Here is a 23,468-nt window from a genome sequence, read left to right on the forward strand (position 1 = left end):
TTTTCCCACCCAAAAGCCTTGAGGTGGGAGATGCAAAAACAAATCAAAATCCTTCTTTTTTTTCTCCTCTGTTCCTGTCAAAATAAGGAAGAGACCCCCTTTTTCATGTTTGGTGGTCCGTTTGGAGATTCTCCTTACCTCGAGTTTCAATACGGCAATTTAGAAGAAGAGGGGAATGTCATCGAAGATACGAACCAACTTGGTTATGAATCTGGTCTTCTTTGCATATATTCCTTACCGCTTTCCTTGTATAGAAGAGAGTTAGGTGGGAAGTTCCGAATCTGTTGGAAAACGGATGAATCCATTTTTGAAAAATGGAGACTTGGCTTTTCTATTTTAGAGGAAGAAAAAAATGAATATACCTCCTGGTTAGAAAAGGGAAAGGGATGGTCTGCAACTCTCAAAGAATACGGGAATTGGAAAAAAGAATCCGACAAGTTGGGATTTGTTTTGGATTGGGATTCTCAGATTTGGTCGAATGGGTTTGTTACCTACCAAACGTTTGGTCTTCCCCATCCAATTTTTTTACAACGAACTGTGGATCAATGTGAGGTATTGTTTTCTTCGCACCAACTCAAAGGAACTCTAAACAAACAACTTGTTTTGTCTTTTGAACTTCCTTGTCCTGACATTGGTGCCATTACAGAAAAAATTCAGACCCAAAATGAAGAGTGGTTTTCTGAATGCGAACCAGGGGAACCTGTGGTTTCGGAAATGTTTCGGCATTCAGAGTCCAGTTTCCAAAGGTTTCTGGAATGGGAAAATCCGAAAGAAACGTTTCTTTGTCCCCGGTCGGAGTCTTTGGGTTGGGAAAAAGAAGGTTCTAAAACTTCTTTTCGTTCTGAGGATTTTTCGAAACGGACCAAGTTGATCCTTCCGAAAGGGATTGTCCTTTTTTCAGATGAACCAAAGTTTCATGGAATTTCCCTTCCCAAAGAATATGGATCAAATATTGGAACTAAAACAAAGATTTGGTGGGGAAATTCAGAATATATAGATTCCGAATTTAATTTCCGCCAAGGGGATGAATTTTTTTCTAACGAGTTTCATCCTGTATCTTGCCGAGACCAATTTCAGTTTTGGACTGGGACGGATCGATTTTGCGGAAACCCAGGGTTACCAAATCAATTCCAAATCAAACCGAAAGAAGGTGGTTTTCCTAGTTGTTCCTCTGGACAATTTCAAATTACTGAATTTTATCCTGGGAACCAATTTGATTCCCAATTTCCATTCCCTAGTTTTTTTGAATTTCAAAACAAAGGAGAAAGTTGTGACGCATCTTCTCTCAACTGGATTTACAATGATACCATATATCCTCTGTCTGCTGATGAATGGGTGATTCAATCCAATTCCTATTTTATCATTTCAAAAAAACTTTGGTTTGGTTGGGATCTTAAAGCAAAAGAAAAACCTTTTTCGATTCCCAAATTTGTTTTCCAAATTCCAAAATTCGTTTGGGAAGATCGAAAGAGTCAGGAAAAAAAAGAATTCCTACCCAATTCTCGTATTTTTCATTTACTTCGTTTTAACCAACAAAATCGATATTCAATCGTTCGGGAATCGGAAATGGAATTTCCCCATCCAAGAGAAGGTTCTTCATCGGAATTTTTGGATTACGGGTTTCAATTTAGTCCAGGGAAACCAAACAAACATTTTGCGAGTTATATTTCTACAGATTTATTAGAGTATGGACCGAATCAATCTCCGTTTTTGGATTTTGGATTCCAAGGTAGAGAAGAAGGCCTTGTCTTATTCGAAAGAGAAAACGGAAATCAATTTTTATTTTGGAAACCGGAAGGCAAAACCATCCTAACTTTAGGAACAGAGCCCTCTGTTTGTAATGGAATTTTATTTTATCAATTACCTGATGATTTTTTTACGAATACCCTCTCTTCACTGCGTTTTTTAGGGATTCAAAATACCTCCCCAACTTTACTTTCTTGGGATCCAAAGTTTGCAAAAGAAAAAACTTTGGGGGAAACGAGGTCTTTGCACCCAGAACCAAATCCAATCCAATTTTCCAATTCACTGGTTCCTTCGACTCTTTGTTCCGGGGATTGGAGGAGCCCAGGTATGGCGAAAGAACGTAGCTTAGAAATTGAAAAATTAAATATTCAGGGAAGATATTTTACTAACTTATCTTTAGGGAGCCAAACGAATGTTCAACTAGGTAATGGAAACTTGAAAATTCCGATATCCTACGTATCGCTTGGAAATCAGAATTATCAATTAAATGATATCGGTTTATCTTCTTTTTTTTCTGAAGAACAACTTTATTCTTATTGGTCAGATCCCTCCTTAATTAAATCAAAAAGTTTTTTGGAACGTAAAGGTCCCGTTCAAATCGAAGCAATTTTTCCTAATCCAAAAGATTCACAAAACGAATGGATTTATATTTGTAACCGATCGGATGCATCAGAAGATTTAAGTTTGTATTTGGTTGAAGATGAAGTCTCTGTTGATGAACTTACTTCTTACCAATCTCGTTTTCCTAGCGTCACTCCATTGGGAAAAAACGGCCAAAAATTCCAAACCAATCGCACGATTCTTGATCCGAATGTTTGTGCCTGGATTGTTGATCCTGATGGTAAGGATTGGTTTTTACCCATTTTTCATTCTGAATCAGATTTACTTCTCACTGTCAAAACAACACAAACGATTGGAAACGGAATTTCTTCAGGAGAATTCATCCAGTTACGAAAAAAACAAGCACAGCAGTCCATCCTGATCTCTTCCTTTGGACAAAAAGAAAGTTTTTCTTCGTTTTACCTTCCCGTCATCACTGGGGAATTTCTTTGGTTAAAATCTGGTGCTTCCGGGATGTCTCCTCTTGATTATGAAATTTTTCGCGAGGAATTTTGAACTCGTTACAAAAGTTTTTTGTTACTAGCTTATTTGTATTAGCTGGTAATAGGTCAGTCCAAGCCGTCGGAGTTGAAGTCGGAATTTTAGGGTATGAATTTTTTTTTAAAGAGAAAAAACAGACATATCAATTTCAATCGCCAGGATGGGATTTTCAAATCCATCAGATGGGAAGAGAATTTCAGGATACATCTTATTTGAACAGAGTTTCCGGTGAATCTATGTTTGTCGGTCTGAAAGATAAAAATAAAAGAGAAAAGGTTGTCTGGGATTTAAATATTCAATTAACATCAGGGAAAGAAACAGGTCTTAGGCCTTTTTATTTAGGAAAAAATCATTATATCGGTTACGAAACCTCAAAGTTTCTTTTCGGTCTTGGTCGTAGAGAACATTTATTCCGTCCAAAAAGTTTTGGATCAAGTTACGATGGTGGGGATGGAGTCTTTTTGGAATTTCTTCCGCAACCAAATCTCACCCTTCAGTTTTTTCTTTGGGATCATTATTCGGGTGTCATCTTACTTGAAAAAGACAGGTTTCGAACTTTTCTGCCAATCCCCGTTGAAGAGGAAAATATCGATATAGCTTTTAGAAATCAGAACCGTGGAACAAACGTTAATCATCACAGAAGGCATTCGTTTGGTCTTATTTATGGAGAGTATCTTTCCCTTCGTTTGGGCATTCAGTATGTAGAACTGGGTAGTTGGGGGAAACATGTAAAAGACCACACAAAAGAAACAAAAACATCAGGGGCGGATGGGGATTCGCTCCTCAACGGCAATGTTGGATTTCGATTTGATGCAGAAATCTGGGATATCCAATTTGATTTTTTATGGGCAAAGGGAAACGACAGAACCAATTCAAAAGTTGCTGCCCAATCCAGTTCGATTCCGATTGCGGGTGAAGCAATCCAATTGGGATCAGAATTTCGTTATGGAGGTTTATTAGTCCGCAGTTCTCATTTTATTTCTGATAGAGAAGAAAGGAATCAAAAGAACCAAATCATCCGAGATGGTTATGTATCAATGGGTTCCCACCCTGCACAAACACCATATCTATCACAAATCTTTCGTATTTTCCCATCGGCGGCCTTAACGGAAGGTGGATATGAAAAAAACTATGCTTTAAGAGAAGGTCGATCATTCGGATATTTAAGTGAACTTGTTTTGCAATTCACCTATCATCAGGTTCTTCTAAAACTCATAGGTACATATTTTTTGCCTTACCAAGTCACAAGACCAAGTGACGGGCGAATCAGTTTTCAAAAAAGAGACTTTGAAGTATTTTATATCGGAGAAGGTTTACTCGAACTTTCTTTAAAAGAAGATTCTTCCTTTGAATTGGGAATCGGTTTGTCTCAATTGTTTGTTCCAGATTCCTTTGCACTCAAATCCAATTTTGGTTATATATTCGGGAGGTTGGAAATATGAAACGAATTGGTGCTGTCTTTTTGTTAGTTTTCCTTAACTTTTGCCAGAAGCCAAAATCAAATTCTGATTTAACTTCACTATTGTATGGTTCTTCTCCGATTTCCGAATTATACTTTTCGTATCCAGGACGAGAAGTTGCGGATGAAAAAAAACGAATCGTAAAGGATGTTTTACTTTCCGAAATCAGAAAGGCAAAAGTTTCCATTCGAGCTTATTTATATTCTATCGATGATTACGAAATTTTAACTGAACTTTATCTGAAACAAAAGTCTGGTATTCGTATTGAATTGTTTGGTGATAAAGAGGAAGATTATTCGGAATTAGAATCACTGGGATTGGGAATCCAACGATGGTCTGGCTCGGGGATTCACCACACAAAAATCTGGATATTTGACCAATCTCGCTTTTTTGCTGGAACTGGTAACTTTACAACTCATGGCCTTGCCACTGACAACAATGTCTTTTGGACACAGAATATTTCTCAAAAAGAATGGGAAGAGATCACAAAAACCTTAGATGGAAAAAATCCAAATGGATCTTTTCGAATTGGGCCTTTAGTTTATTGGGTTTCACCTGAAGCCGGCCTTGAAATTCAACAGGAGTTACTTGAGGCTGTGGATTCGGCGAAACATTCAATCAAATATTTGATTTATTCTCATTATGATCCTTTACTTAGTATGAAACTCCTTGAGGCAAGTAGAAGGGGCGTTCGGATCGAAGCTATTTACAATTCTCCTATGTCTACGAACCCAGAAGGAAATTACTTAAGCCAACATTTAGAATATCCTTCTCAAATTTGGGAAGATGGAAATGTTGATTTTGTATTCAAAGATGACCGTTATTTAGGAGGATTGTTGCACCACAAAACAATGATCATAGATGACCAAATTGTTTATACAGGTTCTTATAATTATTCTGTTTCAGCGAGAGATAAAAATAAGGAAATATTTGTAAGATTGGACCATCCTTTGATCGCAAAGGAATTTTTAATGGAATGGAAGCGGATTTTGTGGATGGCCAATCCCCTTCCATCAAACTTCGATGGGGGAACAAATTTAAGTAACAATGGAGACATTCGGATGTTTTCAATTTATCAATTTCAAAATTCTCTTTTTCAAACCAATCTTCTTTTCAATGCAGATGGAATCTTTGATACTAATTCCAATGGGCTTTCCAGCGCATACAAACAAACGCTTGGTTTGACGGGCATCAAACGATCAAAAGAAGGGGAGCGGTTCATTTTTGATTCAAAAATTTTGGATCCAATCTGGGAAGAAAGTGAAGGATCCAATCTACAATTGGGATTCCAGAATTATTTTTTGGGTACAAAACTAAGCCTTTCTAATGGCGAAAGGATCCATTCGATTTCTTTTTGGGATGGATCCCATCCAAAAGAGTTTTATTTGTTGGATGCGAACTCAACAATTTTAGGCCAAACTGATTTTTGGAAAGGGAGAAACTTATGGTTTTGGGTACATTCGGAAAAAAGGACTCTTTCTTTTTGTCACACAAAAGAGAAAATGAAACCACCGGAGTGGGTGGTATTTCTTAAAAACCGGTTGGAGGCAAAAGGAAAACAATCACCAGTATGTTCAAACGACTAATCATTCCATTTTATCTTCTATGACTGGAACAAGGATCTTCGCAATTTCATCTTGGAGTTTCATGTAGTTGTTGATTCCCAAATGAGTGATTTGTTTGTTCACATCGTTTAACATCGTTTGTATGAGCAAGATAAGAGTGTGTTTTTTATCTGCTGGAATTTTGGAATCATGGATTAAATCTGACATGGCTTGTCCAGTATCCACTGGAAAAGAGATTTTCCAAGCACTTTTAGACCCAGTTTTTCAGTTCTAACTCTTTCAACTTAGGAGAAAAACGAAACGTAAAAAATACTATGAGTATGGTCATTGTTGCACCAAAGACAACAGATCCAACCGGGCCTAGGATTTTTGCGGAAACCCCTGATTCAAAGGCACCAATCTCATTGGAAGAACCAATAAACACTTTGTTAATTGCACTCACTCGTCCTCTCATCTCTTCCGGTGTCATTGTCTGCATAATGGTAGAGCGAACGACAACAGACACACTGTCAAAGACTCCCGATAAAAATAAGGCAAAAAGTGAAAGGAAAAAGGAATGAGAAATACCAAACACTAACATACAAACACCAAAACCAAATACGCAGAAAAGCAAAACTCTCCCTGATTTTTCAAGTGGTGGTTTGTATGTGAGGTAGTAAGCCATCAGCAGTGCTCCAAGTGATGGGGCTGCACGTAAATATCCTAGGCCTTCAGAACCGACGAATAAAATATCTTTTGCATACACTGGCAAAAGGGCTACGGCTCCACCGAAAAGAACAGCAAACATATCAAGTGCCATTGCACCTAACATGATTTCATTTTTTAAAACAAAGCGAAGTCCCACGAGGAGGCTATCCTTCAGAGCTTCTTTTTCTTTTCGTTCTGGAAGGTTTCTTTTTGCGATCCAAAAGAATAATAAAAAGGGGAGTCCAATACAAATAGAATCGAGAGCATACGCCGCTTGCATGCCAAAAGTTCCATATACAATTCCTCCGAGAGCGGGGCCAATGACAGCACCCGCTTGGAAAGAGGTGCCCATCCAGGCAGCGGAATGTGGGTAATGTTCTCTTGGAACAAGTTGTGTCACAAAACTAAAGATCGCCGGAGAAATAAATCCTCTAGCAATTCCGGAAACCAAAATGACTAAAAAGATCGGATAGGCTTTGTAAGTTTCGAGTAAAAAAGCCAAAGGTCCAGTAAATGCAAAAAGTGTTAATGAACAAACAAACAAAAAGAATAAACAAACGACAATGATATTGCGCCTATCTCGGAGATCAGCTAGATGGCCTGCGTAAAGTGAAACGATGATGGAAGGTATTGCTTCAAAAAGTCCGACGAGACCTAAATCCAAAACACTGCCAGTCAGTTCATAAACTTGCCAACCGACAATGGTTGCTTGGATGTTGATCGCAAGAACCATGAAGAATCTAGCGATAATAAAAAATCGAAAATCGCGGTGTTTGAAAATGGCCAAAGAAAGGTTTTTCTTCATCTCTTTAGCCAATGATTATTTGTTATTCATTTGGGGCAATCGACAATCTGAATCACTTGTCTTCTGATTACTCACTACCCAATTGGAAATTTAAAGTTTTTACGGCCTCTTCATTTCCTACATTGTCAACAGAATAGTAAAAAAGCTGGAAAGAACCTTTACATATTGATTTTAATTCACTGATGGAAATTTCCGATAAATAGGATTTAAACTCTGATTGTGTTCCCGACTGACAAGTGTAAGCTGTTAGAATGTCCTTTGTTCCGCTTAGTCGATCCTTGGCAATGAGTTTGACTTTGGTTTCTGGTGAAAGATACTTGTGACCTCCTTTCCCAATGGAATTAGGGCCGACCCATTCCCATCTGGTTTCTGGTGCTGAAGTATCTTTAATAAAGTCTAAAACTTGCATTGGTTCTTTATTACCAGCATGATCCAAAGAAAAATATAGAAATTTATAATTCCCTTCGTCTTGGATGGGAACAGAAGTCATTGCTTTGCTTGAATTCCAGTGGCCACCGTTTATACGATATCGAATTTCAGCCACACCGGACGCATCATCAGAAGGATTCAAAGTTAGCTGGTCTTTTGTAAGGTAACGAACAGAATCCTCTTTTTCTTTGACGATGACAAAACTATCCGTCGAAACAACAGAGGTCACCTTTTTTGGTTCTGCCTTCGGAACAAAGGTCTTTTTGGCAACAAACTCTTTGGGAACTGAGAGAGGTGAGCCTGGATCTACATTTGTTGAATACACTTGTGTCCAGAAACCTTTGGCACCATATTCACCGAGTCTACGAACCCGAAAGTATTCAAAGTCATCTTTTGGTGTGACGGTAATTCTGTTTCCTTTGAACTGAATGGATTCAGGAGGTTTGGGTGCAATGGTATCCCCATTTTCGTTTGGTTTTTCTTGCCAAAGTTCTAATTCAAAATTAGCATCCGGTTCTGCATCGATGGCAATTCGAAGTTCTCTTTTTGGTTTAGATACAAGAGAACTAAATGCGAAAACAAAAATGGAAAAAATGAGTAAAAAATTTCGATTCATAGACCTTCTATTCTTCTTTGAGGCGAGGTGCTTCTGGAATTTTATATGGTTGTACAGGAGACTTACCTTTTTCAACAAAAGTTGCCATCCCTTGTTTTAGTTCGACTGTTTTCCCTTGCGCGGCGACATCAACTACACCTTCAAAACAAGAAATAGTTGAACTTAACTTTTCATCTAACTCCACTCGGAATTCCGTTCCTCGAACTCCCGCAGTAGATGATGGGCTTACAATATTGAATTTATGTTCTGTTGTGGGTGGATTAGATTTTGTTACCTTTGCATCCAAACTACCTTTGAACAAAGCAACAGTCACTGGACCACCTTTTTTATCTTCACCCTTTACTTCAAAATGGCTGTTCGTCAATATTCGCACCATACCGACGTTATTGATATGAAGGTCTGTTTTTCCTTTGCCTGTTGTTTTGATTTGGTCATTCGGGTGGAGTTCTTGTCCTAATTTTAAGGGAACCCAAGGTCCTTTCCCGCCAGTTCCATTCCATTCTACTTGTCCCATCACAAATTCAGTGACTCCCACCACTGCTTTACGAAGGAAAACAGGAACGACTAAAGTCAAACCCGGTTTGATTAGATCTGGATTTGGGATTTTGTTATGTTTTAAAAGTTCTGGCCATCGTCTAGGATCTGATAAATGCCTTTCCGAAATGAGGGAGAGTGTTTCACCTTTTTGTACCGTGATGGTAATGGGTTCTAATGTTTCGGCACCTTCTGCAAAAAGAGACAACTGACCGAATATTATGATAAGTACTAAGATTGATTCTGCGATGGACTTTCTCATATATATACTGTCTCAAACCAATGTTTAATTTTCCAGCAATTTCGAAAATCTTGGGGATTTTTCTAAACTTGGATTCTTCTATTTTTTAGAATTCTCTAAAGATTGAATGTGATTCTACGAGGGCTCTTTAGTAAAAAACTCTACAATCCTTAGGTTATTTTTTCAAATTTAGAAAGTAAAGACCAAGAGCTGCCACCATATGGGGATGATGGATGGTTCCATCAAGTAACAGTTGTTTTACTTCTTCTGGTTCCTTTAAAACAACTTCGATGTCTTCTCCTTCATCAAACTCTACATTGTGAAGTTGTTCTACATCATAGGCAACATAGGAATAAGACCAATTGGTAAACATTGCCGGGTTACCGGAAAACTTAGAGAGCAATTTGTATTTCGATGGATCCGTGGCATAACCCGTTTCTTCTCTCAGCTCTCGAATGGCCGATTCCAGTTCGGAACCAGGTCCTTCCTCATCTACAATTCCACCAGGGATTTCCAAACTGTCCTCACCAATTCCATGTCGGTATTGTTTGATGAGGAGAATCTCTCCGGTTTTTGTCACCGGTACCACATTGACCCAGTTTTTAGATTTTAGAACATAATAGGTTTTTTCTTCCGTTGAACGGGGAAGTTGGATATCAAAACTAGCAAGAGTATAAATGGGAGTGGGGTAGAGGACTTTCCAATTTTTTCGTTCTTTCACATTCGTTTCCTCCTTACAAGGGAAATCGGATTCCATACATTGTATAGAGATTTTCCATCTTTTTTGTCGTGATCAAAATCTTACTCTTGCGGATTCCGGGATAAGGAAAACTATCTCCATATGAAATTATATGGAAGCATCACATCTCCTTATGTAAGAAGGATTCGTTTTCTTTGTTTGGAATTAGGAATTCCTTTTTCCTTAACCGATACCGTAACGGAAGCCGGCCAAAAAGAATTACGAGAAAAAACCCCGCTATGGAAAATTCCTTACGCAGAGATAGATGATTTGAAAATTTGGGATAGCCACACCATTACAGATTATCTTTTTGAGACAAAAGGCAATGGGAACTTTCGTCCTAAAAATGGCCCCCACCATTACCGGGAAGCCAATTTGCTTACTGCTATAGACCAAGCTCTCGACAACGGAATTTTACTATTTTATTTGAATAAAGAAGGAATCAAACCAGATGCGGCTCCATATCTAACAAAAAACGCACTCCGTATCAGTTCGATTTTAGATTATATCAAACGTGAGTTAAACGGTCATTTTTTCTTTACAGATGGGAAAATCGGACTTTCGGAAATTGCTCTTTATTCAGCTCTCGATTGGATTCGGTTTCGTTCGGTTCTACCAGTGGAAGAAGATCCTGTTTTTGCAGGTTTTCTAAACTTCCATGGTCAGTCCAAATCTTGGAAGGAAACTGCTCCTAAGTAATAAAGAACAGCCGTTTTTCACTCGACCAGATGGGATTTACCAAGATTATGTCCCTTACTGGTCTCCCTATGAAATTGAATGCGGCGCAAATGGAAGCAGTCTCCACCATCCAAGGACCTCTTTTGGTTTTCGCTGGAGCAGGATCTGGAAAAACCAGGGTCATCACCAACCGAATTGCTCATATGGTGGAAGGGGTAAAAATCCCTGCGAGTAAAATAGTCGCCCTTTCTTTTACCAACAAAAGTGCCAAAGAGATGGCAGAACGTCTGCGAAAGATGGTTCCCAGGGAAAAACTGAAAGGGATTACTCTTTCCACCTTTCATTCGTTAGGCTTAAAGATCTTAAAAGAACATATAACGAAACTTGGTTATAACGAAACCTTTTTGTTATTCAATGGAACGGATCAGGAAGCCTTTGTTTCTGATCTATTAAAGTCCAAACGTTTGGATCCTAAAAAAGTTCCGCCGAAAGAAATTTTGCGTCGTATTTCCTATGCGAAAAACACACAGGTCCATCCAAAAGACAATGGGCTTACGGAAGAATTCGATCTTGTAGCAGCTGAAATTTTTTCCCTATACGAAGAAGGGCTCAAAGAAAAAAATGCCATCGACTTTGATGATTTGATTTTGCTCCCCAAACGTCTGTTAGCTGAGTTTTCTGAAATTGCCGCTTATTACCAAAGAAAACACGAATACTATCTTGTGGATGAATTCCAAGATACAAACCAGCTTCAATACGAGTTTTTATCTTTATTTCGTGGGAAAAGTGATAACCTTTGTGTGGTTGGAGATGACGACCAAAGTATCTATGCTTTCCGTGGTTCCAATGTCCAACTCATCCTCAATTTTGAAAGAGAATTCCCTCACGCAAAAGTAGTGAGGCTCCTCGAGAACTATCGATCGACTTCGCTTATCATCCAAGCGGCCAACTCTCTCATCCAAAACAACAAAGGTCGAAAGGAAAAAACCTTGTACAGCCGGATCCCTTCTGCGGAACGAGTGGAATACTATGAAACCGCAGATGAAAGAGAAGAGGCAATTTTTGTTGCAGGAAGGATCCAAACCTTACTCATCAAAAATGAATATAAGGGAAAGGAAATAGCCATTCTCTTTCGTACCAATTTCCAATCTCGTCCCTTTGAAGAAGAACTCCGAAACCGGAGCATTCCTTACAAAGTAGTGGGTGGTTATAATTTTTTTGACCGAAAGGAAATCAGAGATTGTATTTCTTACTTAAGATACGTGGCAAACCCCAAAGATGATTATTCGCTCCTTCGAATCATCAATTACCCCAAACGTGGGATTGGTCCCGGAACCATGCAAAAACTCCAGGAAGAGGCATTCACCCACAAACTTTCACTTTATGAAATCTTCCATAAAATGATTGAGAGTCCCGACTATTTGCCCGAAGTAAAAGCTAAGGTCAGACAAGAAATTTACCAATTTGTAGAACTTGTGGATGCTTTCAAAAAGAAGTTTGCGATGTCACCAAAACTGGGACCTGTACTTCGGGAAATGATCACCCAAATTGGATTCGAGCGGGAGATATCCATGGAAGAAACCGAGGAGAAGGTGGTCAAAGCTCGGATCTACAATTTGAGTGAACTTGTCAATATGTTGTCCTTTTTTGAAGAGGAAGAGGGCCGAGAAGGAAAGGCGACGATTTTCGACTTTTTACAGAGGCTCGTCCTTCTCATGGAAGACGAACCCAAAGAAGACGAGGAAGACCGGAGGGTGCAACTTCTGACGATGCACCAGTCCAAAGGTCTAGAATACGATTTAGTTTTTTTAGTGGGACTAGAAGAGGGAATTTTACCGAACTCACGTGTTATAGAAGAAGAAGGGGAAGTGGTCGATGAAGAAAGACGCCTTCTCTACGTGGGTATGACTCGCCCAAGGCGAAAATTGTACTTGACTTCGGCTCGTACAAGACGCAAATTTGGGGAGCAAATCGAGAGCGCCCCCTCTCGGTTTTTAAATGAGCTGTCTCAGGACGCTGTTCTTTTTTTTCCGATGGAAACGAAGGATAGAGACACAGAAACTAAGAATTTCTTAGAGGAATTAGACAAACTAAAGGTAGGCTAATGAAATCGATTCTCCCACTAACCCTCATTTTGGCGTTGGTTGTGGCATTTGAAAATTGTGCATCAAATCAAGGAAACCAAAAACTAGGAGTTTCCAAAATCAATACAGGGTCCCATTTGGCCCAAATCGAATCCATCGATGCTGATCTCAAATCCTCTACTTTATCTGACGAATCCCGAGACAAACTAGTGATCCGAAAAGGAAAACTTTTACTCGATCTTGGAAAATATGATGAAACGATCTCGACACTCAACCAAGTGAACCAGGCAAAGTCCAACCCAGTTCAACTTTCTGAGTGGAATCTCACAATGGGGAAAGCCTATGTGGGAAAAAATGAATATTCGAAAGCCATTCAATTTCTAAACCAATCTGAAAAGTTGGATAAAAATACGAACCTGATGGAACGTAAAAAACTCGTGGTGCAATCGCTTGTTGCTGAACGGGAATACTATCCTGCACTTGCTACCCTTACAAAAACTTATACCAAAGGGAATCAGAAAAAAGACGAATTCTATTTTGAAACTGCTGCAAAGACATATTTAAAAATGGGCTTTGAGTATAAAAACACAGGTTTTTACCAAAAAGGTTTGCAAGTTGCCAATTTAGGATTGGAAGAATTTCCGAACAACGAAACTCTGAAGTCCATTCAGAAAGAATGTTTGGAAGTGTTGCAGCCGGAGGGCAAACTCTAAGTTCTTTTGGAACGGATCTTTTCTTTCCAGCGCCTATTTGTCTATAGGCAATTTTTGATTAACCTTATGAATAGAATCCGTGAAAACAAACGGGTTCTATTTTCATTTTTAGCACTTGGGTTTATCTTTTTTTGTTTTATTCTTTGTTATTACGGCCTTGAGTTTTATCTCCGCAATTACCGCATTCCTTTAGTACAACTTAGGAAAGTAGTTTCCTATACCATTAACAAAGAACTAGGCAAAGCAGTTGACATTGGTGTTCTTGATTTTTCCCTCAGAGAAGGACTCATCATTGAAGACCTTGTTGTTTCGAATGAAGAGGACTTTTCCTTTAACGACCATATGTTGAAGGTAAAAAAAGTAACTTTTCGACTTTCCAGTTATTTTAAAGATTCACCCACTGTAGAACAAATCGATTTTTATAGTCCTCATTTAGTTTTAAACGAAAATATTAGTCTACGAAACCAACTCATAGAATATGCACAAAAAAGCAAACTGAAGGATATTCGGTTTCATGACGCGAGGCTTACTGTCAAACAAAATGATTCTACTTTGGTCGACTGGAAAGAAGGTTGGGACATTGTTTTAAAAAGAAAGAACAAACGATTGTTCCTTTCTTATAACAACGGTTGGTTTTGGATTCCTAACACCACTCGTATAAAAGGTGAAGGAGAATTTAGTGAGTCCGGGTTTGATGAGTTCCAATTTGAATTTAAATGGAAAAACTATCCTTCGGAAGAAGCCATCATTCTTACAAATTATCTATTTGGATCCAGCGTACATTCGGCAGTTCTTTCTGGAGAAGGAAGGGTAAGTAGTGACCCTGTTTCTGGATTTGTAGCAAAGGGAGATGTTGAGTTTGAAAATTCATTTATCCCGATTCCTTTTTTTGAAAATTATATCTTGGATGGATTTAGATTTCGTGAGGTGTTTTTATTCACTCCGAATCAAGAAGAAAGGGAATTTTTAGGGACTGATTTTCGCATCAAAACATCAGTGAAATCAGAAACAGTAAAGGAAACAGTTCTCGATAGACATTTTGAATTTCAAATTGAATCTTTGGAAGACATAGCTGAAAGAATTTCAGACCTTTCGGGTAACATTACTCTTCCATTATCAGGAAATTTAAAGGGCAATATTGACCTAACAGAATCAGGTGATAAAAACAAATGGTTTTTACTTCGAGGAGAACTCATAGGGTCGGACCTCCAGTGGAACTCAAAATTATTGCAGTTAGAAAAAGGTAATTTGTCCCTAAAGCTAACCGAAGGCAATGAGTGGGCGTTAAATTTTGATTCCTTATTTTTTGGGAAACCAACCCATCTTTCTGGTGGAGGAAATACAACTTGGGTTCGTTCTAAAAAAACGGACGGTTCTTATTATTACCCATTACAATCCAAAACAAAACTTAGTTTTCAAACGCCTGATCTAACTGCCAATGATTGGAGACCTCTGTATGAAGATTGGAAACAGGAAACATTAGAAGAAATCAGAGAAAGACAAGAAAAACTAATTCCAGAAGAATACTTTTATCAAAAAAAGATTTATAAGTATTTTTTGGAAATGATGAATTTGGATCTTTCCATTCAAATTGCTAATTATTTTCCCTATAGTGGTTCTAAATCATTAGGAGAGGCCAAAGGGAATTTTCTTGTAAAAGATGGTCGGATGAACCTTGTATTGAATCTGGGTAATTCTAATTCAAAATTAACTGCCGTTTCCTATTTTGCTAGCAAAACACCTAACTTTGGTTTGAATTTAGTTTTAAGCGAATACCCTTGGTCAGACCCTTGGATGAATGTCTGCGGGACCGAATTAAAACCAACTCATGTCAGTTTAGATTACAGTTTTAATAGTATTGGAAGTGATTATTATAGCCTTCACAAAGATGCTCGAACATCTTATTCACTCAAATTATTTGGAGTAGATTTTAAAGAGGCAGATTTGGTCCCTAAGTTAGAAATGGATCTTAGTCCATTCAAAAAACCTTTTAGAATTGAATTTGATTTGAGCCGCTATTCGGATATGGACTATATTTCAAATTTAGTAGTTTCCAGTGAAACTTTAGATTTGAAAGGATATGGAAATAACAAAAATGGGAACTATGCATTCACTGCTTATGGGGCGGTAGGAGAATCGCGAGGAACTTTCAGTTTTACAGAAGAGGAAAATAAATGCGTCATCAAATAGTTTCCATTGGATTCATTTTTCTTTTCCTAATTTGTTTCCAATGCAAAGACAAAAAAAATCCTGCTGATGTTGCTCCGGATGTTTCCAAATTACCGGCATTCGGTGGTGAATGGATTCTCGAATGGGAAAATAGAACACATTTATTAAATATTTTGCAGGAAGATAATAAGGTCCTTTGGAATGGGGCAGAGGGATTGCGTTTAGAATTGGATTCAGTAGGAATCCGACTAACGGCAAACGACGAAGAGTCAATTAAAGGATATTTTTTATATGCAGATCTAAAACCCAAGTCCTGGATTGGGACTTGGGAAAATCGAGTGGTTCGTTTAATTCGAAAGAGTACGAAGGAGTGATTGGATTTCCTTTGCTGCTTTTTTGGAAGCATTGGTAGTTCCTAGTTCTCTTTCTTTTGCGTCCCTAAGAATTCCTTTGATTTTATTTCGGAGTTTGGCGTTGGAAAGAATTTTCCAAGCTTCCTCAAAAATATACTTGGGCTGGCATTCGTTTTGGGTGATCTCGCGACAAACTTCCTCACCTGAGAGGATATTGGCAAGACCAATGAACTTAGACCGCATGAGAAGAGACCCTAAAAGATATGTAAACAAACTCACCTTATAAAGAATTACCATCGGTGTCTCAAAATAAAGTCCTTCCAAAGTAGCAGTTCCAGAAGCAATGAGTAGGAGGTCACTGGTTTCCATCACGCGTAAAGAAGCATTCCACAAATAATGAATTTGAATATCAGGATGGATTTGTTTTAAGGACTCAATTTTTTCTAAGATAAAGGCCTCTTCCTTTGCATTGATATTGGGAAGAAGGAATACCACTTTCTTTTTTTCCAGTTTGCAGTGTTCGTGGAGGAGGGCAGCGGTACCGAGAATTGGATCGATTAACCTTCGGATTTCACCTTTCCTGGAACCGGGAAGTAGGCCGACCGTATACCCATGATGGGAATCGGGAAGTTTCTCTGTGATCACCGGTTCTTTCTTTAATTTTTCAGGAATTCGTTTGGTAATGGGGTGGCCAACAAACTTGGAATTCACTCCGTATTCCGTATAAATCTCTTCTTCAAATCGGAAAAGAGTGAGCATGAGTGCAATTTGTTCTTTGATAAAATAGATACGGTTGAATTTCCATGCCCAAATTTGCGGTGATACATAGAAAACAGTTGAGATTCCTCTTTGTTTTAATTCCTTCGCCAAACGTAAGTTAAATCCTGGATAGTCAATTAAAATGGCAAGTTTAGTTGGCCTATGATTTGTTTCTTCTAAAACACGATAAAAAATTTTTTTTAAAAAACTATATTTTTTTAGGGCTTCGGAAAAACCAATTACACTGAGATGTTCTAGTTCTTCCATGGAGTCTAGGCCTTGGTGGATCATTCCTTCTCCGCCAATTCCATAGAACTTGTATTCCGGTTCGAGGATTGCCAATTCTTGTAACAGGTCGGCTCCGAGCAAATCGCCAGAATGTTCCCCGGCTATGACTAAGATGTTTTTGTCTGATTGGATGTTATGGGACTTTTTTTTGTTTACCATTGAGAACCTTACTGCCGCTTTTTCCTATCACACAAAAGTTTAATTTGTGTTTGGTGGCAAATTCAATTGCATTTTTGGGATCCACAACTAAGGTTTCACCTTCTCTAATGCATAGAGTTTTACAACCACTTTCGAGCATCATTTGAAAGGTATGGATTCCAATAGTGGGTAAATCGAAGCGGTCATCTTGTTTTGCTTTTGGGCTTTTACAAACAACAGCATCTCCTTTCTTTTTGGTATACAAACCACCTCGTTTGATAGTTTCATCTGTTCCTTCCACAGCTTCCACTGCGATTACTGATTCATCACAAACTACAACCATTTGCCCAATGTCTAAATCGGCCATTTTTTCGGCATAAAACATCCCAAAGTCTATGTCTTTTAGTTCTTGGGCTCCAAACTTTTTGGGAGTGTATCTTCCTTCAGGAAGGAGTAAAGATTTTAAGTAGATCTTTTGGGAGATCACTTTGACTCCCATGGCCTCAAATTCATCGGCAATGGCAAGAAAGATTGGATAGTCATTTCGGTTGATTGTTTTTGCTAGGATGGCAAGAGCTTTTAAATCGAATTTTAATTTTTGAAAAAGCAGGTCTTTTCGCACCTTGCCGAGCATTAAAATTCTCGTGACCTTTTCCTTTTGGATGGTTTTGAGAATTTTGCCTACTTGGGTGATATGTACGGGGATCGTGCGTGCACTGTGTTCTCTCGGTGAAAAATCAGACTCAATGAGCCCAAGAAACAGGGGATCTTCCCCTGCGGCTAAAGCTTCTGACATTCCAATATGGGGCAGTTCCCCACCACCAGCGATAATAGCCAATCGGCCTTTTGTTGCCAAAGAGGGAACCTTAAGTAGTTCCTGAACCGGTGTTACCGGAAGTAGGAGTGGAACTGTCTTTTTTATAATCGGTTACGTAAAACCCAGAACCTTTGAAGATAATTCCTGCACTTGCAGAAATGCGACGTTCTACCGCTCCTTTTTTTCCACAGAGACATTCTGTGAGAGCATCATCTTTCATTGATTGGACATGTTCAAAGTCCTTTCCGCATGTATTACAATGGTAATCGTAGGTAGCCATAATCTCCTCCTCTAATGGATTCCTGTTCTGATTTCAAAAAGTACCACTTGTTCTCGGTTTGGTTCTTTTGCCAAGGGAAGGCAAATTTCCCAAGAGTATCGACCTGAAGCAAGAACCGATGCGTCTAGAGGGAAGGAACGAATGGACTGGATAAGTCCTGTGTTTCGCCTCCATAGGCTTGCGTTCCATTTGTCCCCTTCATGAGATCCAATGTGTAAGGACAGGTTTTCTCTTCTTTTTTCTCCGTCGAGGACATATCGATTTTTATTTACCCAAATGGATTCTTGGTCTAACGAAATGGAATAGGCAAGGTGTTCCTGGTTGTCATAGTTTAAATGGAGTTCTAAAAAAGGAATGGGAACTTCTGAGTCTGTGGGATGAAAGGAAAACTCAAAATAATTTTTATCACCTGAAAGTTTTTTACAGATCCTTTGCCAATTTTTGGAACTCTTTGAGAGACCATAAATTGGAAATCCGGTTTCTCCAGAAATGCGCAGAGGGTCTCTGGGTATATAATTCCCAAAAAAAGTCGCAGGGATTTGGTTTCCATTCCAACCCTCAAAGTCGATTCGAATTTCGTTCTCAACTGACTTAAAGCGTTTTTCAAATTCCGCCACAAGTTCTGGGTTTGGTACAACCTCAGTCAAAAATCCTGAAAAGATCCATGCTGATTTTTGAAGCACTGGAAAGTAACAACGTTTCCAGTGTCCAGTTGTTCCTGCGATGGATTCTGTTGCAGGATCTTCTTCTAAACAAAAAGTTAGTTCTGGTTCACTGACTTTTCCTAGTTCTGAATTTTCTCGGCCAGGACCACTACGGAGGTTTACATTTTTCCCTCGAATTGTCGCTGTTTGGTGGAAGAGGTTTGTATTCGGAGAATTGGCTAAAAAATGGAGTGTTTGTAATAAAAATCCAGACTCAATTTCTCCAATGGATTCAAAAGGAAAACTAAGGAGGTTCGACAAAGAACGACTGTAACTTTCTTCCATCCCTCGGGGATCCTCTAGAATGAGTTGGAGGAGAAGTTGAGAGACTTCCTGTTTGGGGATTGGTTTGGAGATAGCACCAATCTTTGTTAAAAGAGCCCGTTTGTACCCGTCTCCATGTTTTTTTAAATGAGAAATATAGGGATCTTCAAGATGGTAGTAGGTCCCGCGAGTGGTTTCCCATTCTACAAGTTTTGTCCCTTTTCTTGTTTGAAACCGCGAAAGAAGGTCTTTCGAGGGTTCTTTCCCATTTAGTTTCTTTTCCAATTGAGAAATGGTTTGAGAAAGAATTGTTAGTTCTAATTCGCTTGAAGGAATCTCTGTTTCTGAATAAAGGCTGAGGACTTTGAGATAGGCTTCCGACTGATAGAGATCATAGGCCTTGTCTTCTCTCTCTCGAAAGTCAACAAAGGCATATGTAACAAGGATGAGAAAGAGTAAAAGTAGGCCGAGAACAAGAAATACACGGGAGCGTATCAAAAGGATCCTCCCGTTTTCAGATTATAGATTTTCGGGTAGGAGTTTGGACCTGTCCACTCCGTATTCTTCAAATAAAGCATTCTTTGCAACATAGTATCTGTGTAAATTGATGTTGTAGTCAACTTTTGCTCGGACCAATGACAATTGGTCCTGGACCAAAGTATCTAAGGCATTTTTGACTGCAAGTGCATTGAACCTTCCTTGTTGGAAAGAACGTAAAACACCGTTGTAGTATTTTTTAGATTCGTCTTCCGTACGTTTTGCATTTTCCATGACTTGGAATGATGCTTTTAGGATATCGATTCTTGTTTTGACATCATCAGAAACTGCTTTCACAAGATCTGCTTCTTCGAGTGAAACTTGACGTTTTTGAATTTCTGCATCGCGAATTCCCGCTTTCACCCCTTTGTCCATAATTGGATAAGAAAGATCTAGGGAACCCTGCATCACTGGGTATTGGTAAGAAAATACACCGGCTCCCTTATCAGAATAATTGTTCTGAGGACTGATAGTATTTTGTGCTTGGTATCCATAAGTTCCAGCTGCTTTCAAGGAAGGAAGCGCCTCATTTTTGGCAGTTCTCATGGAAAGTTCTGCATTTTCTTTTTTACGAACAATGGCTTTAAAATCTGCTCTATGTTTGTATGCGTATTCGATATCCGCTTGGTAATCTAATTTAGAAGGTAGAGCTTCCGAAAGTGGAGTAGTTTTTTGGAACACAGTGTCTTCGGGAAGGTTTAAGGATCGAATGAGTTTCCTTCTTGCTTCTTCTCTTTCAGCAGCTGCCTGTGCCATCTGTCCTTCTACTTGAGAGAGGAGGGCATTCCATTGGTTGACTTCAAAACTTTCTGAAAGTCCAAGACCTTGTTTTCGGATGGTAAGGTCTCTTACGTTCTTTGTATTCTTTAAAAGTTGTTCAAAGGTTTGGTATCCAGAATCCTTTACAGAAAAATTCCAATAGTCGACAAGGGTGGAAACCACCTTGCTTGCGACTTGGTCTTCCATTTGCTCACGCATGATTTCTGTTTGGTTTTCCAAGATTTTTTCCATGTTTCTTTCATTGGCACCAAAAGCATTTTTAAGTAAATCTTGTGCAATGGTTACAGAAAGAGTATCTGTATATAAAGGCGGAAGTCCCAGAGCACTAAATCCAGCAGGAGTTTTATTTGGATCTTCAAAAGCATTTGAGTCAAATCGTTGGGACTTTGCTTCCAATTTGAAGTAAGTTCCTGTGGTAAATAGTTTTTCTAACCCGGCACTGTAAGTGGTGGTTTGGGTTTTTGTTCCCGTGAAGATATTGTTTTGGTTAAAAGGGAATTTTTTTTGATCGAGTTCCGCTTTGGAAAGGGCTCGCCAAGAATACTTGCTCTCAAACTTCATCAAGTTTGAATCGGCTTTTGCTAATTCCAAACGAGCCTGCATGACCTCGCGGTTGTTTTCAATGGCATACTTGACTGCGTCTTGTAAGCTAAGTGTAAATCCCTTATCTCCAGATTCCGCAGCCAAAAGGCTTACGGAAACGAGGAGAATCAATGTACTTGAAACCCATGAACGTTGTTCCATACTCTTAATTCAGACTCCTCATTCCCCTTGAATAGCTGTTTTTTTTTATGCCGACGCCCTTATTTTTTAAGGGCAGCCTTCATTTTATCGCCAACTTCACCAATATGAGCGCAAATGCTGACGCCAGCGTCTTTCATTGCCGCAATTTTTGAAGTGGCAGTTCCCATTCCACCAGAAATGATCGCACCGGCGTGGCCCATACGTTTTCCTGGAGGAGCTGTTTGGCCGGCGATAAAACCAACCACTGGTTTTTTGACATGAGCTTTGATGTAAGCAGCAGCTTCTTCTTCAGAAGTTCCACCGATCTCACCAATCATCACAATGCCCTCTGTATCTGGATCTTCATTTAAAAGGCGAACTGCTTCTACGTGGTTCATCCCTGGAACTGGGTCTCCCCCGATACCGATACAAGTAGATTGGCCAAGACCTGCTGCCGTAAGAGAGGCAACGGACTCATAGGTCAATGTTCCGGAACGAGAAACGATTCCAATGTTTCCTGGAGTGTGGATAAATCCTGGCATAATTCCCATCTTTACATTGTAACGAGGGTTAATGACTCCTGGGCAGTTTGGTCCAACTAACTTGGTTTTAGAATTTCTAAGAACACTATATACTTTGAGCATATCGTGAGTAGGGATACCTTCTGTAATACAAACCACAAGTGGGATCTCAGCAAAAATTCCTTCTAAAATTGCATCCGCAGCAAATGGAGGCGGAACAAAGATTACAGCTGCATTGGCACCGTCTTCTTTCATTGCGTCTTTGATTGTGTTACGAACCGGAGCCGTTTTTCCAAATTCAGATGTCCAGATTTGGCCACCTTTCCCTGGAGTCACTCCTGCCACTACCTTTGTACCATATTCCAACATTTGAGTCGCATGAAAGGATCCTTCCTTACCGGTGATCCCCTGGACGACTACTCTTGTATTTTCATCTACTAATACAGCCATGTTTATTCGTTCCTATTTTTTGATTAGGGAGACAATTTTGTCTGCCGCGTCACGGAGTCCTTCCACTCCCACAATGTTCATACCGGATTCGTTTAGGATTTTTTTCCCTTCTTCTGCATTGGTTCCTTTCAATCGAACCACAACAGGAACAGAAACGTTTACCTTTTTTGTTGCTTCAATGATACCAACAGCAACTCGGTCGCAACGAACGATCCCACCGAACACGTTTACAAAAATACCTTTTACGTTTGGATCAGAGAGGATGAGTCGAAAACCATTTTCTACTGTTGTAGGGTTTGCTCCACCTCCAACATCCAAAAAGTTTGCAGGTTCTGCACCAGCTAACTTAACGATGTCCATCGTTGCCATCGCAAGACCGGCACCGTTTACCATACAACCAATGTTTCCATCTAACTTCACGTAGTTGAGGTTGTATTCTTTTGCTTTTACTTCATACGGATCTTCTTCTGTGATATCACGAAGCGCTTCGTTGTCTGCATGGCGGTAAAGTGCGTTTTCATCCAAATCCATCTTGCAGTCACCTGCAATGATTTCGTTTTGTTTTGTGAGGATGAGCGGGTTGATTTCGAGAAGAGCAGCGTCTTCTTTGATGTAAGCGTTGTATACTGCGTTCACAAGAGCTGTAAAAGACTTTTGTGCCTCTGCAGGGATTCCCAAAGCAAATGCTAGTTCTCGCACTTGTGAGCCTTGGATTCCAATGCCTGGATCAACCTGAATTTTGATGATTTTTTCTGGGTGAGTTTCCGCTACTTCTTCGATTTCCATTCCACCTTCAGTAGAAGCCATAATGATGGTTTTACGGATGGCACGATCGAGAAGAATCGATAGGTAGTATTCTTTTGCAATTTCAAGACCTTGTTCCAAATACACTTTGAGAACTTTTTTTCCTTCCGGACCGGTCTGAGGGGTGATGAGTTGCATTCCGAGGATTTTCTCTGCAGCAGCTTTGGCGTCATCTTTTGTCTTTGCGACTTTGACTCCACCACCTTTTCCTCGTCCACCTGCGTGGATTTGGGCTTTCACCACCACTACGGGTGATTTTTGGACAACTTCGTTATATGCCTTTTCGAAATCACCGACAGTGTCGATGACCTTTCCGAAGGGAACGTTGGCATTGTGTCTACGTAGGATTTCTTTGGCCTGGTATTCGTGGACTTTCATGGATTTCCTTATGTCATTGGTACGTCCGTAGGGTATACTTACGGATCACTAGGGTAAGGCTCGTGGGTAAGGGGAGATTGTCAAGACCGAATGATCGGTTCTATT

Annotated in this window: 20 protein-coding genes; 8 read left to right on the top strand and 12 right to left on the bottom strand. The window is 39.4% G+C overall.

Going from position 1 to position 23,468, the window contains the following annotated elements:
• Positions 1–30: 30 nt before the first annotated feature.
• From CLV96_RS00430 to CLV96_RS00440, 3 genes are read left to right on the top strand one after another with little or no spacing between them, the layout of a single operon-like run.
• Positions 31–2,862: an LIC11755 family lipoprotein gene (locus CLV96_RS00430; protein WP_004783650.1), complete on the top strand. Its 2,832-nt coding sequence runs from the start codon at positions 31–33 to the stop codon at positions 2,860–2,862.
• The gene (locus CLV96_RS00435) at positions 2,859–4,289 is read left to right on the top strand and encodes an LA_2168 family protein (RefSeq protein ID WP_004783949.1); all 1,431 of its coding nucleotides are present in this window, start codon (positions 2,859–2,861) and stop codon (positions 4,287–4,289) included. Before CLV96_RS00430 ends, CLV96_RS00435 begins: the two co-directional genes overlap by 4 nt.
• Positions 4,286–5,893, top strand: coding sequence for a phospholipase D-like domain-containing protein (locus CLV96_RS00440; protein ID WP_004783961.1), 1,608 nt, complete (start codon positions 4,286–4,288; stop codon positions 5,891–5,893). Before CLV96_RS00435 ends, CLV96_RS00440 begins: the two co-directional genes overlap by 4 nt.
• Here CLV96_RS00440 and CLV96_RS00445 read toward each other — a convergent pair whose 3' ends face one another.
• From CLV96_RS00445 to CLV96_RS00465, 5 genes are all read right to left on the bottom strand, one after another.
• Complete coding sequence (locus tag CLV96_RS00445; RefSeq protein WP_004783670.1) at positions 5,894–6,079, bottom strand: hypothetical protein; 186 nt, start codon at positions 6,077–6,079, stop codon at positions 5,894–5,896. It abuts the gene before it with no gap.
• 43 nt (positions 6,080–6,122) lie between these two features.
• Positions 6,123–7,364 (bottom strand): MFS transporter, encoded by a 1,242-nt coding sequence (locus CLV96_RS00450; RefSeq protein WP_004783690.1) that lies wholly within the window; start codon positions 7,362–7,364, stop codon positions 6,123–6,125.
• Positions 7,365–7,431: 67 nt separating this feature from the next.
• The gene (locus tag CLV96_RS00455; protein WP_004783815.1) at positions 7,432–8,409 is read right to left on the bottom strand and encodes an LBF_2017 N-terminal domain-containing protein; all 978 of its coding nucleotides are present in this window, start codon (positions 8,407–8,409) and stop codon (positions 7,432–7,434) included.
• 7 nt (positions 8,410–8,416) lie between these two features.
• Positions 8,417–9,205: a FecR family protein gene (locus CLV96_RS00460; protein ID WP_004783920.1), complete on the bottom strand. Its 789-nt coding sequence runs from the start codon at positions 9,203–9,205 to the stop codon at positions 8,417–8,419.
• Positions 9,206–9,359: 154 nt separating this feature from the next.
• Positions 9,360–9,905, bottom strand: a complete 546-nt coding sequence (locus CLV96_RS00465; RefSeq protein WP_004783775.1) for an NUDIX hydrolase — start codon at positions 9,903–9,905, stop codon at positions 9,360–9,362.
• A 120-nt stretch (positions 9,906–10,025) separates the two neighbouring features.
• Between CLV96_RS00465 and CLV96_RS00470 the strand changes: the two genes are divergently transcribed.
• From CLV96_RS00470 to CLV96_RS00490, 5 genes are all read left to right on the top strand, one after another.
• Complete coding sequence (locus CLV96_RS00470) at positions 10,026–10,622, top strand: glutathione S-transferase family protein (protein WP_004783573.1); 597 nt, start codon at positions 10,026–10,028, stop codon at positions 10,620–10,622.
• A gap of 68 nt (positions 10,623–10,690) precedes the next feature.
• Positions 10,691–12,706: an ATP-dependent helicase gene (locus tag CLV96_RS00475; protein ID WP_040916993.1), complete on the top strand. Its 2,016-nt coding sequence runs from the start codon at positions 10,691–10,693 to the stop codon at positions 12,704–12,706.
• The gene (locus CLV96_RS00480) at positions 12,706–13,398 is read left to right on the top strand and encodes an LIC12587 family lipoprotein (protein ID WP_004783809.1); all 693 of its coding nucleotides are present in this window, start codon (positions 12,706–12,708) and stop codon (positions 13,396–13,398) included. Before CLV96_RS00475 ends, CLV96_RS00480 begins: the two co-directional genes overlap by 1 nt.
• A 66-nt stretch (positions 13,399–13,464) precedes the next feature.
• Positions 13,465–15,588, top strand: coding sequence for an LIC_12586 family protein (locus tag CLV96_RS00485; RefSeq protein ID WP_004783782.1), 2,124 nt, complete (start codon positions 13,465–13,467; stop codon positions 15,586–15,588).
• Entirely contained in the window at positions 15,573–15,941 is a 369-nt protein-coding gene (locus CLV96_RS00490) for a hypothetical protein (protein WP_004783507.1), read from the top strand. The genes CLV96_RS00485 and CLV96_RS00490 overlap by 16 nt, the downstream gene beginning before the upstream one ends.
• On the opposite strand, the gene lpxB is transcribed toward CLV96_RS00490, so the two are convergent.
• Genes lpxB through sucC form a run of 7 tightly spaced genes read right to left on the bottom strand, consistent with a single transcriptional unit; the run spans position 15,915 to position 23,363 of the window.
• Positions 15,915–17,126 carry a lipid-A-disaccharide synthase gene (gene lpxB / locus CLV96_RS00495; RefSeq protein WP_004783615.1) on the bottom strand — a complete coding sequence of 404 codons (1,212 nt, stop codon included), beginning with the start codon at positions 17,124–17,126 and terminating at the stop codon, positions 15,915–15,917. The genes CLV96_RS00490 and lpxB overlap by 27 nt on opposite strands.
• Entirely contained in the window at positions 17,101–17,961 is an 861-nt protein-coding gene (locus CLV96_RS00500) for an LpxI family protein (protein ID WP_004783907.1), read from the bottom strand. The genes lpxB and CLV96_RS00500 overlap by 26 nt, the downstream gene beginning before the upstream one ends.
• A 10-nt stretch (positions 17,962–17,971) precedes the next feature.
• Positions 17,972–18,202, bottom strand: coding sequence for an FmdB family zinc ribbon protein (locus CLV96_RS00505; RefSeq protein ID WP_004783727.1), 231 nt, complete (start codon positions 18,200–18,202; stop codon positions 17,972–17,974).
• An 11-nt stretch (positions 18,203–18,213) separates the two neighbouring features.
• Positions 18,214–19,668: a hypothetical protein gene (locus CLV96_RS00510; RefSeq protein ID WP_004783610.1), complete on the bottom strand. Its 1,455-nt coding sequence runs from the start codon at positions 19,666–19,668 to the stop codon at positions 18,214–18,216.
• A gap of 21 nt (positions 19,669–19,689) precedes the next feature.
• A complete protein-coding gene (locus CLV96_RS00515; RefSeq protein WP_004783738.1) occupies positions 19,690–21,231 on the bottom strand; it encodes a TolC family protein in 1,542 nt (513 codons plus the stop codon).
• A 59-nt stretch (positions 21,232–21,290) separates the two neighbouring features.
• Entirely contained in the window at positions 21,291–22,181 is an 891-nt protein-coding gene (sucD, locus tag CLV96_RS00520) for a succinate--CoA ligase subunit alpha (RefSeq protein WP_004783869.1), read from the bottom strand.
• 12 nt (positions 22,182–22,193) lie between these two features.
• Positions 22,194–23,363 carry an ADP-forming succinate--CoA ligase subunit beta gene (gene sucC, locus CLV96_RS00525; RefSeq protein WP_004784011.1) on the bottom strand — a complete coding sequence of 390 codons (1,170 nt, stop codon included), beginning with the start codon at positions 23,361–23,363 and terminating at the stop codon, positions 22,194–22,196.
• Positions 23,364–23,468: the final 105 nt, after the last annotated feature.

It is taken from the genome of Leptospira meyeri (genome assembly GCF_004368965.1).
Classification (GTDB): domain Bacteria; phylum Spirochaetota; class Leptospiria; order Leptospirales; family Leptospiraceae; genus Leptospira_A; species Leptospira_A meyeri.